At 42.7% G+C, this 16,472-nt stretch carries 15 protein-coding genes and 1 other RNA gene; 7 read left to right on the plus strand and 9 right to left on the minus strand.

The window, feature by feature from the left end; translation table 11 throughout:
* The 4 genes from leuD to leuA form a co-directional block, all read right to left on the minus strand.
* Positions 1 to 590, minus strand: a 590-nt coding sequence (gene leuD / locus B7C60_RS03960; RefSeq protein ID WP_099610681.1) for a 3-isopropylmalate dehydratase small subunit, incomplete at its 3' end; no start/stop codon positions are given.
* 15 nt (positions 591 to 605) lie between these two features.
* Positions 606 to 2,009, minus strand: a complete 1,404-nt coding sequence (gene leuC / locus B7C60_RS03965) for a 3-isopropylmalate dehydratase large subunit (RefSeq protein WP_099610530.1) — start codon at positions 2,007 to 2,009, stop codon at positions 606 to 608.
* Positions 2,010 to 2,066: 57 nt separating this feature from the next.
* Positions 2,067 to 3,158, minus strand: coding sequence for a 3-isopropylmalate dehydrogenase (leuB, locus tag B7C60_RS03970; RefSeq protein WP_099610531.1), 1,092 nt, complete (start codon positions 3,156 to 3,158; stop codon positions 2,067 to 2,069).
* 51 nt (positions 3,159 to 3,209) lie between these two features.
* A complete protein-coding gene (gene leuA, locus B7C60_RS03975; RefSeq protein ID WP_099610532.1) occupies positions 3,210 to 4,760 on the minus strand; it encodes a 2-isopropylmalate synthase in 1,551 nt (516 codons plus the stop codon).
* 393 nt (positions 4,761 to 5,153) lie between these two features.
* Between leuA and B7C60_RS03980 the strand changes: the two genes are divergently transcribed.
* From B7C60_RS03980 to ilvN, 6 genes are all read left to right on the plus strand, one after another.
* Complete coding sequence (locus tag B7C60_RS03980; RefSeq protein WP_099610533.1) at positions 5,154 to 5,687, plus strand: phosphatase PAP2 family protein; 534 nt, start codon at positions 5,154 to 5,156, stop codon at positions 5,685 to 5,687.
* Positions 5,684 to 6,739 (plus strand): MJ1255/VC2487 family glycosyltransferase, encoded by a 1,056-nt coding sequence (locus tag B7C60_RS03985; RefSeq protein WP_099610534.1) that lies wholly within the window; start codon positions 5,684 to 5,686, stop codon positions 6,737 to 6,739. Before B7C60_RS03980 ends, B7C60_RS03985 begins: the two co-directional genes overlap by 4 nt.
* Before the next feature lie 335 nt (positions 6,740 to 7,074).
* Positions 7,075 to 8,034, plus strand: a complete 960-nt coding sequence (gene leuO / locus B7C60_RS03990) for a transcriptional regulator LeuO (RefSeq protein WP_099610535.1) — start codon at positions 7,075 to 7,077, stop codon at positions 8,032 to 8,034.
* Positions 8,035 to 8,213: 179 nt separating this feature from the next.
* The gene (locus B7C60_RS03995; RefSeq protein WP_099610536.1) at positions 8,214 to 10,019 is read left to right on the plus strand and encodes an AMP-dependent synthetase/ligase; all 1,806 of its coding nucleotides are present in this window, start codon (positions 8,214 to 8,216) and stop codon (positions 10,017 to 10,019) included.
* A 404-nt stretch (positions 10,020 to 10,423) separates the two neighbouring features.
* Positions 10,424 to 12,157 (plus strand): acetolactate synthase 3 large subunit, encoded by a 1,734-nt coding sequence (locus tag B7C60_RS04000; RefSeq protein ID WP_099610537.1) that lies wholly within the window; start codon positions 10,424 to 10,426, stop codon positions 12,155 to 12,157.
* 1 nt (position 12,158) lies between these two features.
* Positions 12,159 to 12,653: an acetolactate synthase small subunit gene (ilvN, locus tag B7C60_RS04005; RefSeq protein ID WP_099610538.1), complete on the plus strand. Its 495-nt coding sequence runs from the start codon at positions 12,159 to 12,161 to the stop codon at positions 12,651 to 12,653.
* An 82-nt stretch (positions 12,654 to 12,735) separates the two neighbouring features.
* Here the strand turns inward: ilvN and serA are convergent, their stop codons facing one another.
* From serA to zapA, 5 genes are all read right to left on the minus strand, one after another.
* Complete coding sequence (serA, locus tag B7C60_RS04010) at positions 12,736 to 13,965, minus strand: phosphoglycerate dehydrogenase (RefSeq protein WP_099610539.1); 1,230 nt, start codon at positions 13,963 to 13,965, stop codon at positions 12,736 to 12,738.
* Between the two features lie 253 nt (positions 13,966 to 14,218).
* Positions 14,219 to 14,875 carry a ribose-5-phosphate isomerase RpiA gene (gene rpiA, locus B7C60_RS04015; protein ID WP_099610540.1) on the minus strand — a complete coding sequence of 219 codons (657 nt, stop codon included), beginning with the start codon at positions 14,873 to 14,875 and terminating at the stop codon, positions 14,219 to 14,221.
* A 91-nt stretch (positions 14,876 to 14,966) separates the two neighbouring features.
* The gene (locus B7C60_RS04020) at positions 14,967 to 15,581 is read right to left on the minus strand and encodes a 5-formyltetrahydrofolate cyclo-ligase (RefSeq protein ID WP_099610541.1); all 615 of its coding nucleotides are present in this window, start codon (positions 15,579 to 15,581) and stop codon (positions 14,967 to 14,969) included.
* Between the two features lie 4 nt (positions 15,582 to 15,585).
* A non-coding RNA gene (gene ssrS, locus B7C60_RS04025) (6S RNA) lies at positions 15,586 to 15,769 on the minus strand.
* A gap of 14 nt (positions 15,770 to 15,783) precedes the next feature.
* Positions 15,784 to 16,092 (minus strand): cell division protein ZapA, encoded by a 309-nt coding sequence (gene zapA / locus B7C60_RS04030; protein WP_099610542.1) that lies wholly within the window; start codon positions 16,090 to 16,092, stop codon positions 15,784 to 15,786.
* Between the two features lie 229 nt (positions 16,093 to 16,321).
* Here zapA and B7C60_RS17770 point away from each other — a divergent pair.
* The coding region (locus B7C60_RS17770) for a UPF0149 family protein (protein WP_245868558.1) at positions 16,322 to 16,472 on the plus strand (151 nt) is incomplete at its 3' end.

The following is a 16,472-nucleotide window of genomic DNA, read 5'->3' on the forward strand; positions in this document are numbered from 1 at the left end:
CGTGGTATTTTCGCTTCATATTCAGCGATTTTTGTCTCATGTTGTAGCGTGAGGCCTATATTGTCTAAACCATTTAATAAACAGTGACGTCGAAAATCGTCAATTTTAAAATGGTAGGTTTTGCCGTTAGCCGAAACAGTTAGGCTTTGTAGGTCAACATTAATGGTTGCTCCTTCGGTATGCTGAACATAGCTAAACAGCTCATCGACTTCTTGATCAGTCAGTTGTACCGGAATCATCTGATTATTAATCGAGTTGCCATAAAAAATGTCGGCAAAACTTGGGGCGATGATCACTTTGATACCGTAATCGGCCAATGCCCATGGCGCGTGCTCTCGAGACGAGCCACAACCAAAGTTTTCACGGGCAAGCAAGATACTCGCTCCTTGATAGCGAGGCTGATTCATGACAAATTTCGGGTTAGTTTTTTCACCTGCATCGTCTAAAAAACGCCAGTCATGAAACAGGTGCTTACCAAACCCAGTGCGATTGACCTTTTGTAAAAACTGTTTTGGGATAATCGCATCGGTATCCACGTTGGCGGCATCAAGAGGAACGGCTAATCCGGTATGTTGCTGAAATCCTGACATGGTGTTCTCCTTGAATTAAAGTTGACGAATATCGACAAAGTGCCCACTAATGGCTGCGGCGGCGGCCATCGCAGGGCTGACTAAATGAGTTCGGCCATCACGGCCTTGACGCCCTTCAAAGTTACGGTTTGAAGTTGAAGCGCAGCGTTCTCCCGGTGCTAAGCGATCGTTATTCATGGCTAAACACATTGAACAACCGGGTAATCGCCATTCAAATCCAGCTTCAATAAAAATCTTATCTAAGCCTTCTGCTTCCGCTTGTGCTTTGACTTGCTCGGAACCCGGCACAATTAAGGCTTGAACATGGGGAGCCACTTTTTTACCTTGTGCGACTAACGCTGCGGCACGTATATCTTCAATACGCGAATTGGTACACGAACCAACGAACACTTTATCCACCTTGTAATCAGAGAGCATTTTCCCAGCGTCTAACCCCATATAAGCTAATGCTTTTTCTGCGGAGTTACGCTCAACGGGATCGGTAAAGTCGTTTGGTGATGGAATCGGTTGATCGATAGCAATCACTTGTCCGGGGTTGGTTCCCCAAGTAACTTGTGGTTTGATTTCACTGGCATCAAGGATCACTTCCGCATCAAATTGCGCATCTGGATCGGTTTTTAGTGTTTGCCAGTATTTTATAGCGTCATCCCAATCACGACCTTGTGGCGCAAACTTGCGACCTTTAATGTAATTAAAGGTCGTTTCATCAGGGGCAATTAAGCCAGCTTTTGCGCCGAGTTCAATCGCCATATTGCAGACAGTCATTCGACCTTCCATGGAAAGGTCTTGAATGGCTTGCCCACAGAACTCAACCACATAACCAGTGCCACCCGCAGCGGTAGTTTTGCCAATGATGGCTAGCACAATATCTTTAGCCGTGATGCCGGGAGCCACTTTACCCCGCACTTCGATTTTCATCGTTTTGGCACGGCCTTGTTTTAAAGTCTGGGTCGCGAGGACATGCTCGACTTCTGAAGTGCCGATACCAAATGCGAGTGAGCCAAACGCACCATGTGTTGCGGTGTGTGAATCACCGCAAACAATCGTCATGCCTGGTAGCGTGATGCCAAGTTCTGGCCCCATGACATGCACAATACCTTGATATTTATGGTTAATATCATATAAGGTCACACCAAATTCTGCGCAGTTTTTAGCAAGGGTTTGCATTTGAATCCGAGCCATTTCCCCCGACGCATTAATGTCTTTGGTGGTGGTAGAGACGTTGTGATCCATGGTGGCGAAGGTTTTGCTGACTTGACGTACCGAACGTCCTTTTTCACGTAGCCCATCAAAGGCTTGTGGAGAGGTCACTTCATGGACTAGATGGCGGTCGATGTACAAAATCGGCGTTTCTCCCGCAGCGGCAACCACCACATGGGCATCATAAATTTTTTCGTATAAGGTTTTTGCTTTTGACATTGCTTCTTCCTTGAGCTCTTTGAGCCAATGAGAGCCGATCATTGCCGACTTTGAATACTATGCGTTTAGAATATATTGTGCGATAACATCGCCCATTTCTGACGTTGATAGAGCGGGTTTTCCGCTAGCAAGATCGCCAGTTAGTTGTCCTTCTGCAAGCGCTTGGCTAACCGCTGCTTCAATTGATTGTGCAGCTTGCTCTTCGCCTAAACTATAACGGAGCATAAGCGCTGTCGAGAGAATTTGTGCGATAGGATTGGCGATGTTTTTTCCTGCTATGTCGGGGGCACTGCCACCTGCTGGTTCATATAATCCAAATTTGCTTTCGTTGATGCTAGCAGAAGGTAACATGCCCATTGAACCGGTGATCATCGCGCATTCATCGGAGAGAATATCACCGAAGATATTGGAACAAAGCATGACATCAAATTGAGCTGGATCTTTGATTAATTGCATCGTTGCATTATCGATATACATATGTGATAGCTCGATATCTGGATATTTCTTGCTTATTTCTGTTACGACCTCGCGCCATAAAATCGAACTTTGCAATACGTTAGCTTTATCGATAGAGCAGACTTTTTGGCGACGTAAGCGAGCTGATTCAAAGGCGATACGAGCGATTCGTTCGATTTCAAAGCGGTGATACACTTCAGTATCAAAGGCTTTTTCATTCGCCCCTTCTCCTTCGCGCCCTTTGGGTTGGCCGAAATAAATTCCCCCAGTTAATTCGCGTACAACGACAATATCAAAACCTTGAGCGGAAATATCGGCACGTAGTGGTGAAAAAGCTTCTAATCCACGATGAATTTTTGCAGGGCGCAAATTACAAAATAGTTGGAAATGTTTACGTAATGGCAGCAGAGCGCCACGCTCAGGTTGATCATTCGGTGGTAAATGTTCCCATTTTGGTCCACCGACAGAACCAAATAAAACCGCATCGGCTTCTTCACACGCTTTGAGGGTGCTCTCTGGTAGTGGACATCCATGATTATCAATGGCGATACCGCCGACATCATGTTCTTCACGTGTAAAGGTTAATGCATATTTCTGTTCAATCGCATCCAGCACTTTATGAGCTTGCTGCATGACTTCTGGGCCAATGCCATCACCGGGTAAAACGGCGATCCGGTAATTTTTACTTGTCATAGTCGTCCTTCTCTAATTTCTTATTTCAATTGTGTTTGCTAGCGCTAAATTTTATACGGTAGCGATTTTTTTATTCTGCTTTATCTCGGCAATTTGATCCGCTCGATGAATGCTATTGATGACATGAAGCAAGGCTTGTCCTGATGCCTCAACAATATCAGTCGAAACACCCGTACCATGATATTTTCGGCCTTTGTAATTTGCGATAATATCGGCTTGGCCTAATCCATCTTCACCTTCCCCTTTTGCAGTGAGGTCGAACTTATCTAAGACGATTTCATAACCAGTAACACGATAAATACATTGGTAGAGAGCATCGACAGGGCCATTCCCGACCGCTGCTTCACATTTCTCTTCACTACCGCATTGCAGTTTAATCGTTGTAGTGGCCATGACACTACCTGATTGTACGCTGAGGTAGTTTAACTTATAAAAATCATCCTCTTCGCGCAGATTTGAGAAGTGCATTAGCGCTTCTAGATCATAATCGAACACTTGGCCTTTACGATCCGCCAGTTTTAAGAAGTCTTCATATAATGCATCTAGGTTGTATTCGCTTTCTTTATAACCCATTGAATCCATATGGCTTTTAACAGCCGCGCGACCACTGCGGCTGGTTAAGTTCAGCACCTGATTTTTTAGCCCGATCGATTCAGGTGTGATGATTTCATAGGTGTTCTTATTTTTTAATACCCCATCTTGGTGAATGCCCGAAGAATGGCTAAAAGCATTTGCTCCAACAATGGCTTTGTTACTTTGTATTGGCATATTGCATAGCTGACTGACCAATTTACTGGTTCGACTAATTTCTTGGTGTCGAATGTTGGTGCGAACCTGCAAAAGATCTTGGCGAGTTTTTAAGATCATGGCTATTTCTTCTAGAGCACAGTTGCCCGCACGTTCACCAATACCATTAATCGTACCTTCAATTTGGCGGGCTCCAGCTTGAACGGCGGCAATAGAGTTAGCCACAGACATGCCTAAATCATCGTGACAGTGAACAGAAATCACCGCTTTATCAATGTTAGGTACGCGGTTAAACAGGGTTTGGATAATGCCACCAAATTCACTTGGAACGGTATACCCTACGGTATCAGGAATATTGATGGTTGATGCACCGGCATTAATGGCCGCTTCCACCATCCGACATAGATTATCAATCGGGGTTCTTCCTGCATCTTCACAAGAAAACTCAACATCATCAGTATAGTGACGAGCATGCTTAACCGCGTGAACGGCCATCTCTACAACATCGTCATAGCTGCGACGTAGCTTGTCTTGCACGTGGATGGTAGAGGTTGAGATAAAGGTGTGAATCCGAAAAGCCTCAGCCACTTTTAATGCTTGTGCAGCGGCATCGATGTCTTTCTCTACCGCTCGAGAAAGAGCACAAATTCGGCTGTTTTTAATATGTTTGGCGATCGTTTGAACGGATTCAAAATCCCCGGGAGAGGAAACAGGAAAACCGGCCTCAATGACATCGATTCCTAGTCGTTCAAGAGCATAGGCGATTTGTAGTTTTTCTCTTACTGTAAGGCTGGCAGACAATGCCTGTTCACCATCACGTAATGTGGTATCGAATATAATAACTTGATCGCTCATATAGGCTCCCTGATCTCGACAGTTAATCGTTTACTTCCTGAATATACTTATAAAAAAACCCGCATCTCGATGCGGGTTTTATGTAATCTTGTGTGCTATTTTTCTTCCACAATCTACCCGCGCGAATGGTTCACGATAAGGAGTAGGCCCAGCAGGAGAGAAAAACGTGATGTCATCAGTAACATTCCACACAATTAAGTTAACAAATTAGTACCGCACTCAACCTGACACGTCAACCATTAAGTTGATTTTTTATTCATATCGGATCATTTTCTCAGAAATATATATCGACTATAAATGAAGTAAATTCATCGATTCACCAAAAAACAGTCACGGATCTGTCATCTCTCTTACCTATGTTGAAAGGGTAGAACTCAATCAAGGAGGTGAGGCATGCGTACCCTCGAACCGATTGCTAAATTAGATTTGGCCTTTTCTATTATTTGTCTACATCACAAGTTTAATCAGCCGGTGGCTCGATTTAGCAAAGCGATCTCTCATACCGGAGATGGGCATCTATACCTTATTTTTGGGTTGCTCGCTTGGACAACGGATGGCTCAAATGGGATGAATTTTTTAACGACTGGGCTTATTGCATTTGCCATAGAATTACCTGTGTATTGGGCACTTAAAAATAGTGTCCAACGTCGTCGACCGGAAGAATTCTCACCATTGTTAACGGCTTTTATCACCCCTTCTGATCGGTATAGTTTACCGTCAGGGCATACCGCCGCGGCTTTTCTTATGGCGATCTTAATTGGTCATTTTTATCCTTCGTTGTTTTTGGGTGCTTTATTATGGGCAGGCGTGATTGGCTCTGCTCGTATCTTATTAGGCGTACATTTTCTCACTGACGTTATCATTGGTGCGATGCTTGGCACCAGCTGCGCCATGCTATCACTTTCGCTTATGGAGGGCTGGATGTGAGAATTTTATATGGTGTGCAAGGGACAGGAAATGGCCATATCAGTCGAGCGAGAGCGATGAGTCAAGCTTTTACAAAACACAAAGTATCGATTGATTTCTTATTTTCAGGAAGAGAAAAAGCGGATTATTTTTCCATGGAATGTTTTGGTGATTTTTATACTCGGCGAGGACTGAGTTTTATCACGGTACGAGGGAAAGTCAGCTACTTAAAAACTGCGATGCGAACCAATCTGTGGGCTTTTTTACAGGAAGTGGATCAGTTAGATCTGGATGGTTATGATTTAGTCATTAATGATTTTGAACCCGTCAGTGCATGGGCAGCAAAGCGTCAAGCGGTTCCTTGTATTAGTTTGAGTCATCAAAATGCTTTTCGTTATTCGGTTCCACTTAAAGGCATAACTTGGCTTGATCATATAATTTTGCAGTATTTTGCTCCGGCTGATCACCATTTAGCTCTTCATTGGTATCACTTTAATCAAGCGATTCTTCCTCCGATTGTAAATACCCACTTATCATCAGGTGGCGGCAATGAGCACTTTATTTTAGTGTATTTACCTTTTGAGGAAATACATCAAGTGTGTGAATTATTGAGCCGTTTTTCTCATCATCGGTTTATTTGTTACCATCCAACCGTCTTGGATCACGCTATTGTGGAAAATATTGAATTAAAACCTTTATGTCATCGTGCTTTTCATGAGCATTTACACCGTTGTAATGGCGTTATTGCCAATGGTGGATTTGAGTTACCTTCTGAAGCGTTATCTCTGGGTAAAAAACTACTATTAAAGCCGCTTTCCGGTCAGTTTGAACAGCAAAGTAATGTGGCAACATTGGATCTACTAGGCTTAGCGAGTACGATGGATTTTTTAGATGCTTCTGTTATTGGCCGGTGGCTGAATGAGAAGCAAGCTGAACGGGTCAATTATCCGGATGTTGCTAATGCGGTAGCCGATTGGGTGATAAATGGCGCATGGAACGATCACTCAGCGTTATGTGATACGCTATGGAAACAGGTCGATTTTCCTGACTATGCTGCGATTAATTCGCTATGAGTTATATGATCTTTCTTATCTTATCTTTATGGTGAATGTTAAAATTTTCCATCCTTATATTTATTTGTCTCATCAATGCTTTGTAAAAAACCATCACTAAAATATTTTTATCTTTTTTTATGAAAAGTTAATGTTTTGAAAAATATTGACTTTTTTTCTAATCGGGTAAAATTTACTGACTTTTTATCAATCGTGTTGCTATTCAACAAATGAATGGTTGATAGTACAACTCAACCAGAAGTTATCTGGACACCCAATAATCTAATTTTCTATTCGCCAATCTGATTTGAATTGGTCACCTGTGACGAATTGAATAATAACAAGAGGCGTACTTCATGCTTAATAAAAAAGATCCCGTAAGCGCGATTGCTAGCTATCGTATGGAAAGCACGTTACGTAGTGTGGATTTAAATCTGCTCACGGTTTTTGATGCGGTAATGCAAGAGCAAAATATTACACGTGCAGCTCATAATTTGGGTATGTCACAACCTGCGGTCAGTAATGCAGTCGCCCGACTCAAAGTTATGTTTAATGATGAGTTATTCATGCGCCAAGGACGTGGTATTCAGCCGACTCAGCGTGCACGACAACTGTTTGGCCCGATTCGTCAAGCACTGCAATTAATTCGTAATGAACTACCGAGCTCTGTGTTTGCTCCAGAAACCTCAACGCGTTTGTTTAAATTGGCTATTTGCAGCCCTTGTGATATCCGCTTTGCACCAAAAATTATGACGAGTATCCATCAACAAGCCCCTCATGTGCAGTTACATTTAGATGCTGAGTTTGATCGAAAACTAGCAGAACGGATGCGTTATCAAGAAATTGATTTCGTGATTGATTATGCTTGTTTTGACGCACAAGGCTTTTCTAGTACAGAAATATTTCAAGACGAACTTGTTGTTGTGACTGCAAAATCTCACCCACGGATCCAAGGTAGTGTGACTCGAGAAGGTTTAGCCATGGAGCAACATGCCAAGCTTTCTAAAGTACATGGGCAACGCAGTTTTTCTGAACAGGCCTATCGAGATCTCGATTGTCACCCGAGTTATGAAGGAACCAGCCTGAGTAATGTGCTTTATGTGGTAGGGCAATCGGAATTGGTGACAATCGCCCCTCGTTGGATGGTGGAGCACGCAGCGAATAAATCGCAGTTACAAATACTGGCTTTCCCATTTGACAATGCTAGTATCAGCGGTTATTTAAGTTGGCATGAGTCGAGTGAGAAAGATAAAGGGCACATTTGGCTACGAGATCAACTTATGGTGATCTGTGGCGAAGTTGTTGCACGGAAGTAATGCTAATTGTTGTTTTATTTTAACCTTAGGTGGGCGAAAGTTCTGACCTGAGGTTTTTTTATTTTAGTTGCCTTGATATTTTGTAAAATTTTGATACGGGTCAGTTGTCTTTTTACTGGTTGAATGTACACTTGTGCGCTCAAAATAGAGCTTACAGGTGTAAGCTAAAGGTAAGAGAAATGGCCAATTTAGATTTTCATATTGTTAAATGCATTAAAGAACAAGTTTCTCTTGGCGGAAATCGTATCGCGTTACGGCATAAAGTCGGTAAAGAGTGGCAAGGGATTAGCTGGAAGGAATTTGGCCAGCAAATTGATCAGGTCTCTTTAGCTTTATTATCTTTTGGCTTAAGTGTGCAAGATAAAATAGGTATTTATGCTCCTAATATGCCGAAATGGACTATTGCTGATTTTGCTGCCCTGCAAGCAAGGCTGGTGACGGTACCCATTTATCCTACCAATACACCTGAGCAGTCGGCTTATGTCCTACAAAATGCTGATGTGAAAATCCTCTTCGTAGGAGATCAAGCACAATATGATGCCGCCCTATCGATTTTTGAACAATGTGAACAATTGCAGCTGATTGTTGCTATGAATGAACAAGTCGATCTAAAAGGATTTGTGCATGCTTTTTCTTGGGATGATTTTATCGCTCAGGGTTCATCTGTCCAAGAGGTCGAGTTAGCAGAGCGTTTAGCGGCTGCAACCTACGATGATCTTTACACATTGATCTATACCTCAGGCACCACTGGACAACCTAAAGGTGTCATGATTGATTATCGAAATATTGGAGCTCAGCTAGAAGGGCATGATCAGCGGTTAAGCTTATCGAGTGATGACGTATCTTTGTGTTTTTTGCCCCTTTCCCATGTTTTTGAACGTGCTTGGACTTGTTATGTTCTTTATAAAGGCGCGACTAACTGCTATTTGCAAGACGTAAGGCTGGTTCGTGAGGCATTGTCTGAAATCCGCCCCACAGTCATGTGTGCAGTACCGCGTTTTTACGAAAAAATCTTCTCTGCTATACATGAAAAAGTAGCAAAAGCTCCCTTTCATCGTAAAGCCTTATTTACTTGGGCTGTCAACATGGGGGCGAAGATGGCGCTATGCAAACAAGAAAAACGTCAGCCATCAGTTTTCTTACGCTATAGCTATGACTGGGCGAATACATTAGTACTATCGAAATTACGCGAATTACTCGGTGGACGAATTCACTTTATGCCTTGTGGTGGGGCGAAATTAGATGAAACGATCGGGCGTTTTTTTCATGCTATTGGCATTAATGTGAAGCTTGGCTACGGTATGACAGAAACCACGGCGACGATCTCCTGCTGGGATGACGATGTGTTTAATCCTGATTCGATTGGATTATCCATGCCGGGCGTTGAAATTAAAATTGGCGAGAACAACGAAATTTTAGTTCGTGGGCCGATGGTCATGCGTGGCTACTATAAAATGCCGGAAGAAACCCAGCAAACTTTTGATGAACAAGGCTTTTTAAAAACAGGTGATGCTGGTCATATTGATGAGTATGGTCACCTTTTTATCACCGATCGTATTAAAGAATTAATGAAAACCTCTGGTGGAAAATATATAGCACCGCAAGTTGTAGAAGGGGCGATTGGTAAAGATCACTTTATCGAGCAGATTGCGGTCATTGCTGATACTCGTAAATTTGTATCCGCCTTGATCGTTCCTTGTTTTGATACGCTTGAATCATATGCTAAAGAGTTGAACATCAAATATCATGATCGGATAGAATTACTTAAGCACAGCCAAATTGTTGAGTTATTTGAAAAACGCGTGAACGATCTGCAGCAAGGATTGGCAAAATTTGAACAAGTAAAGAAATTCAAATTGCTGCCAAAAGCCTTTTCTATGGATCAAGGCGAGCTTACACCGACGCAAAAGCTGCGCCGTAAAGTGATTAATGATCGGTATCAACAGGAAATCGAAGAGATGTATCACGATAAGCCAAAAGATTAACCACGTTTTATTCCATCGACCTATTATGCTGTTTTTTAGATAGGTCGATGATTTTGCTCCTAAACGGCCTTTTTCCTCCCTTTTGATGCGTTCCGCTATAAAATTTTTCTCTTTTTTTTAACAAGTTAATCATTTTTATCTCTAGTTTTAAACGTTTATCCCACATTGAATCCTAATTATCGGTTTTTTCCCCTATATTGCTAAAAATGTGCCGATTGAGCAGTTAGACCGAATAAAAATAAAGGGGTAAAGTTGTGATGTTACCTAGCACAGGTTATGACCTGTGCAGGACATAGCCGAAAGCGGAGTGTTTTCGAATTAGGCTACGAATAAGCCCTAAACTATGTAAAACCTATCTCATTCACGGACCTTGTGATGAGAAAAAGGTAAGGAGAAAAATGACAATGTTACCCAGTACTGCAATGTTATCTGGTGCAGAGATGGTGGTTCAATCTCTCATCGAAGAAGGTGTAGAACAGATTTTTGGTTATCCAGGCGGCTCGGTACTTGATATCTACGACGCTTTGCACGAAAAAACCGATAAGATTAAACATGTTCTTGTTCGTCATGAGCAAGCGGCAACTCATATGGCAGATGGCTATGCTCGAGCGACAGGGAAACCGGGCGTAGTATTGGTTTGCTCAGGACCTGGAGCCACGAATACCGTTACTGGTATTGCCACCGCTTATATGGACTCCATTCCTATGATTGTGATTTCTGGTAACGTTGCGACCAACTTAATCGGTAATGATGCTTTTCAGGAGTGCGATATTGTGGGAGTGTCTCGCCCTATCGTAAAACACAGTTTTTTGGTGAAAGACGCGCAGGATATTCCTGAAACGATTAAAAAAGCTTTTTTTATTGCCTCAACGGGCCGCCCTGGCCCAGTTGTGATTGATCTTCCTAAAGATGTAATGAATCCGTTGATCAAATTTCCGTATCAGTATCCACAAACCATACAAATGCGTTCGTATAATCCGACAACGTCTGGGCATAAAGGGCAAATTAAGAAAGGGTTAAAAGCACTATTAGCTGCAAAAAAACCGGTACTATATATTGGTGGTGGCGCGATTATTTCACAAGCAGATAAGCAAATTCGTCAACTTGCGCAAGCGTTAAACTTACCCGTTGTGAGTACATTGATGGGGCTGGGAGCTTTCCCAGGGACACATAAAAACTTCCTCGGTATGCTTGGTATGCATGGTGTGTATGAAGCCAATATGGCGATGCATCACGCTGATTTGATTTTTGGAATTGGCGTACGGTTTGATGATCGAACGACGAATAATCTGGAAAAATATTGCCCGAATGCCAAAGTCATGCAAATTGATATCGATCCTTCTTCGATCTCGAAGAACGTGAAAGTTGATTTACCTATCGTGGGTTCTGCGGATAAAGTTTTAGCAAACATGCTGGCATTGCTCGAAGAACAAGCGGAAGGAAACGATAGTCAAGCGATAGATCAATGGTGGCTTGATATTCAAAGTTGGCGTGATCGGCAATGTTTAAGTTATGAGCCATCTGTCGATCGAATCAAGCCTCAGCAAGTGATTGAAACATTATTTAAGCTAACCAAGGGCAAGGCGTATATCGCCTCGGATGTGGGGCAACATCAAATGTTTGCGGCGCTCTATTATCCTTTTGATAAACCTCGCCAATGGATTAACTCTGGAGGCCTTGGCACCATGGGCTTTGGTTTGCCTGCCGGCATGGGAGTGAAATTTGCCTTACCTGATGAGGAAGTCGTGGTAGTGACAGGAGATGGTAGTATTCAAATGAATATCCAAGAACTCTCAACCGCTCTGCAATATGGCATTCCGGTTAAGATCATTAACTTAAATAACCGCTTCTTAGGTATGGTAAAGCAATGGCAGGATATTATTTATCAGGGGCGTTATTCTAACTCTTATATGAGTTCTGTTCCTGATTTTGCTGCTATTGCCGAAGCTTATGGTCATGTAGGGGTTCGAATTACTAATCCAAGTGAATTAGAACCCCAGCTACAGCGAGCGTTAGACATGAAAGATCGCTTGGTGTTTGTGGATATTCATGTTGATGAAACCGAGCATGTTTATCCGATGCAGATTAAAGGCGAAGGAATGGATAAAATGTGGTTAAGCAAAACGGAGAGAACTTAATATGAGATACATTATTTCATTATTACTAGAAAACCAGCCGGGAGCGTTATCACGGGTGGTTGGATTGTTCTCTCAGCGTGGTTATAACATTGAAACGCTCAACGTGTCTCCAACGGATGATGAAACATTATCGCGCCTGACGATCACCACGACATCCGATGAAATGCAACTCGAGCAGATTCAAAAGCAACTGCATAAGTTAATTGATGTATTAAAAGTACAGGAAGTTTCGGAGTTTGAGCATATTGAGCGTGAATTGATGCTGGTAAAAGTGAAGGCGAGTGGGTTTGCTCGTGCAGAAGTAAAACGAACGGCTGACATATTCCGAGGGCAAATTGTTGATGTGACTGCCGCGCAATATACCGTTCAGTTAACCGGAACCAGTGATAAATTAGATGCATTTATTGACGCGATTGCCGAAGTTACAGATGTGATTGAAGTCGCCAGAAGTGGTGTGGTTGGGATGACTCGTGGAGAACGAGCATTACGAGGCTAGTCTTTTCCGCCTCCATTGCATATCAATAAAAAACCAGCCGACTTGGGCTGGTTTTTTTATTGTCTATCTTGCCGTTACACGATCAGTGCAAAATACGGGCACGAATCGTACCATCAATGCTCTTCAATTTAGCTAAGGCCTCTGCTGAGCGGGCCGTTTCAACTTCAATCACCACATAACCAATGGTTGCATTGGTTTGCAAATATTGTGCTGCAACGTTAATCCCGTCTTGTGCAAAAATGGTGTTGATCTGAGTCAGAATACCCGGGCGATTTTCATGAATATGCAATAGGCGCGAACAATCACGATGTTGTGGTAGAGATACCTCAGGAAAGTTAACACTAGAGAGCGTTGAACCATTATCGGAGTATTTAGCCAGTTTTCCTGCAACTTCAATTCCAATGTTTTCTTGTGCTTCTTGGGTTGAGCCTCCGACATGAGGAGTCAGCAGGACATTATCAAACTCAATTAAAGGTGACTCAAATGCTTCTTTATTTGAACCTGGTTCTGTCGGAAATACGTCAATAGCGGCCCCAGCAATATGACCAGATGCCAGTGCATCACACAAGGCTGGAATATCAACTACCGTTCCACGAGCGGCGTTAATAAAGATAGAACCTGGCTTCATGCGAGCAAATTCGTCTTTACCCATCATGTTTTTGGTTTCAGGTGTTTCGGGTACATGAAGGGAAATAACATCACACTTATTGAGCAATTCACTCATGGTATGAATTTGTGTTGCATTTCCTAAAGAAAGTTTACTTTCTATGTCATAAAAATAGACTCGCATGCCTAAATTTTCTGCGATGATGCCGAGCTGTGTGCCAATATGCCCATAGCCGACAATACCTAAACATTTGCCACGAGCTTCGTATGAATGATCGGCACTTTTTTTCCAGATTCCGCGGTGAGCCAGGGCATTTTTTTCAGGGATACCACGTAGCAGGAGCAGAATTTCTCCTAATACTAGTTCTGCGACACTTCGGGTATTGGAGAATGGAGCATTAAATACCGGAATACCTCGTTTAGCGGCAGCATTAAGGTTGACTTGGTTGGTTCCAATACAGAAGCAGCCAATCGCAACCAATTTATTGGCCGCATTGATCACTTTTTCTGTCAAATTGGTGCGCGAACGAATGCCAATAAAATGTACATCTTGGATCGCTTCAATCAGTTCTGATTCTTCCAAAGATCCTTTATGGTATTCAATATTGCTATAGCCAGCAGCTTGCAAAACTTCAACTGATGATGGATGAAGTCCTTCAAGGAGTAGGATTTTGATTTTGTCTTTTTCCAGTGAAACTTTGGCCATTATTCTCGTCCTTAAATATGGGATGGTGGGCTAATCAAGCAAACGCCAAGTAAAACGTAGATTATTTGACTTTTTTTATTCAACGCAAACGTTTTCCCTGTGTTGCTACACCCCATTAAACTAACAAATATTTTGTCATTTGGGTAAGGAAATTACGTAATAAGAAATAATTTTCTTATAGAAAAACCGAAAAAAACGGCACTTAGTGTGCCGTTTGTAATCAAATAACAAAAAAGTGTAGTTTTTATCAATCTTATTCTTCGATTTTAGCACCTTGTGCTGTTCCGGTAATGACTACATCGGCTCCACGGTGGGCAAATAAACCATTGGTCACCACTCCGGTGATAGCATTTATTTGGCTTTCGAGCGTTTTAGGATCACGAATTTGTAGATCATGGACATCAAGAATCACATTACCGTTGTCAGTGATAACCCCTTCACGATAAATAGGGGTTCCACCTAATTTTATTAGCTCTCTTGTGACATAGGAGCGAGCCATCGGGATGACTTCAACAGGAAGCGGGAATTTACCTAAAATATCAACGGCTTTGGTGCCATCAACAATACAAATAAATTGATCAGCAATGGCTGCGACAATTTTCTCACGGGTCAGTGCAGCTCCTCCGCCTTTGATCATGGCTCGCTGAGGATTAATTTCATCCGCCCCATCCACATAAATATCTAACTGATCAATATCATTACAGTCGTAAACTTTGATACCGAGTGCTTGAAGTTTTTCAGTAGAAGCAATAGAGCTGGATACGGCACCTTGAAGGTCATCTTTGATAGAACCCAGTGCATCGATGAAGTGATTGACCGTTGATCCCGTCCCTACGCCAACAATACTGCCTTTTTTTACGTATTTTAGAGCAGCCCAACCGGCGGCTTTTTTCATCTCATCTTGAGTCATGCCTGTCTCCTATCATGGTTTATGAGTTAATGCGTGTGCGGCGCGATTATATACTCAAAAGACACACAGATGTACTGGAGAAGCGGACAATTCATTTAGATTGAGAGAAGCGCGAACATACGTTCCATTGCCAAGAGCGTGTAGGGGTGACAACTTGGGGGAGGGGAATATCCCAGCTTTCAATCGGTAAGGTTTTGACGTATTGGCAATCATGAGCCAGTCCAATCGGTTTGGCTCCTTGACCCGTTTTAAACCAGGTTGAAAGCGTTCGATCATAGTACCCCCCCCCCATACCAAGCCGATGACCTTGTGCATCAAAAGCCACTAATGGCGTACAGATAAGATCTAATTCTTGGGCTGGTTTTATTAGCCACTTATTGAGTTTAGGCTCCATAATGCCATATTTGTTATAAGCCATCGGTGTATCAAGTTGGTAATGTAAAAAGAGCAGGTGCCCTTTAGAAAACGGGTGCAATACGGGAAGATAGACAGATTTTCCTTGGGCCCATAACCAGTGAATGAGTGGCGTGGTGTTGAGTTCACCATCGGTTGAAAGGTACAACGCGATATGTTGGCAGCACGTTAATTCTGGCTGTTTTGCAAAGATATCCACCAAATCTAACCCTGCTTGCCGTTGAGCTTCACGAGACAGTTGATGGCGTCTTTGTCGAATGGATTGACGAAAATATTGACGAGTCGATGACATATTAGGAAACCCCAGAGTGCCGTTGAGGATTGAGGCCCTTGAACCAGCTGGTTCAAGGCGGATTAGCAATGGTTGCCGTAGGCTTCTCGGTACGAGCCGAGCTTGCTCAATAGCAATCGAATACCAACCCTTTGGTGTTGCTTATCGGCTCAGGGACTTACATCCGCTGACGAACACTCCAGGGTAAAACTTTAAGCAGGCTTTAGTGGCCTTGCTGCTGTACTTTATTGAGCGCGGCTTGCAATGAGTTTGCGAGTTCATCAACCCGTCTATTCAATTGCGAGTGTAGATCATCTTGTTTTTGCCGCTCTGTTTGTAATTCGTAGCAAATATTCAATGCTGCGATAGTCAATAACTTAACTTCATTAGTAACTTTAGTACGTTCGGCCATATCTTTCAATCGTTGATCAAGATCTTGTGCGGCACGAACCAGAGAGCTTTCCTGCCCTTTGGGGCAATTAACTCGGGTTATTTTGCCTAATATTTCAACCTCAACGGCTTGATTACTCATGATAAGTGAACTCTATTCGCGCAACTAAAGATGGGTGCAATTGCCAAACCATCGAGGGGCAAACTATAGGTAAAGCGCTATCAAGATTCAAGCTTTTCACGCCGATAAGTCTAAATTGATAGCTAAAAAACTACTTATTGGGCAATTTGAATAAAAGCTAATCATATGGGCGTTTTCGGTTAATCGTTGAAGTGGTAGGATGGCGTTTATTTACCTAGATGAAGTGATTATGAGTGAAGCGACCTTTCCCAGTTATAACCAATTAGCCAGTGATCTGCAATCGGCCTCATTGGCGATAAATCCTGCTGAACTGCATGGCTTATTAGCTGGAATGTTAGCGGGAGGAGTAACTGTCGATGACGCCAGTTGGCAAGCGCTCA

This window comes from Vibrio fujianensis, from assembly GCF_002749895.1.
Taxonomy (GTDB): domain Bacteria; phylum Pseudomonadota; class Gammaproteobacteria; order Enterobacterales; family Vibrionaceae; genus Vibrio; species Vibrio fujianensis.

Coding starts and splice junctions, on each gene's coding strand:
- serA (WP_099610539.1), bottom strand. CDS start 13,965: ATGGCCAAAGTTTCACTGGAAAAAGACAAAATCAAAATCCTACTCCTT.
- leuC (WP_099610530.1), bottom strand. CDS start 2,009: ATGTCAAAAGCAAAAACCTTATACGAAAAAATTTATGATGCCCATGTG.
- B7C60_RS03980 (WP_099610533.1), top strand. CDS start 5,154: ATGCGTACCCTCGAACCGATTGCTAAATTAGATTTGGCCTTTTCTATT.
- leuB (WP_099610531.1), bottom strand. CDS start 3,158: ATGACAAGTAAAAATTACCGGATCGCCGTTTTACCCGGTGATGGCATT.
- ilvN (WP_099610538.1), top strand. CDS start 12,159: ATGAGATACATTATTTCATTATTACTAGAAAACCAGCCGGGAGCGTTA.
- B7C60_RS04000 (WP_099610537.1), top strand. CDS start 10,424: ATGTTACCCAGTACTGCAATGTTATCTGGTGCAGAGATGGTGGTTCAA.
- leuO (WP_099610535.1), top strand. CDS start 7,075: ATGCTTAATAAAAAAGATCCCGTAAGCGCGATTGCTAGCTATCGTATG.
- leuA (WP_099610532.1), bottom strand. CDS start 4,760: ATGAGCGATCAAGTTATTATATTCGATACCACATTACGTGATGGTGAA.
- rpiA (WP_099610540.1), bottom strand. CDS start 14,875: ATGACTCAAGATGAGATGAAAAAAGCCGCCGGTTGGGCTGCTCTAAAA.
- zapA (WP_099610542.1), bottom strand. CDS start 16,092: ATGAGTAATCAAGCCGTTGAGGTTGAAATATTAGGCAAAATAACCCGA.
- B7C60_RS04020 (WP_099610541.1), bottom strand. CDS start 15,581: ATGTCATCGACTCGTCAATATTTTCGTCAATCCATTCGACAAAGACGC.
- B7C60_RS03995 (WP_099610536.1), top strand. CDS start 8,214: ATGGCCAATTTAGATTTTCATATTGTTAAATGCATTAAAGAACAAGTT.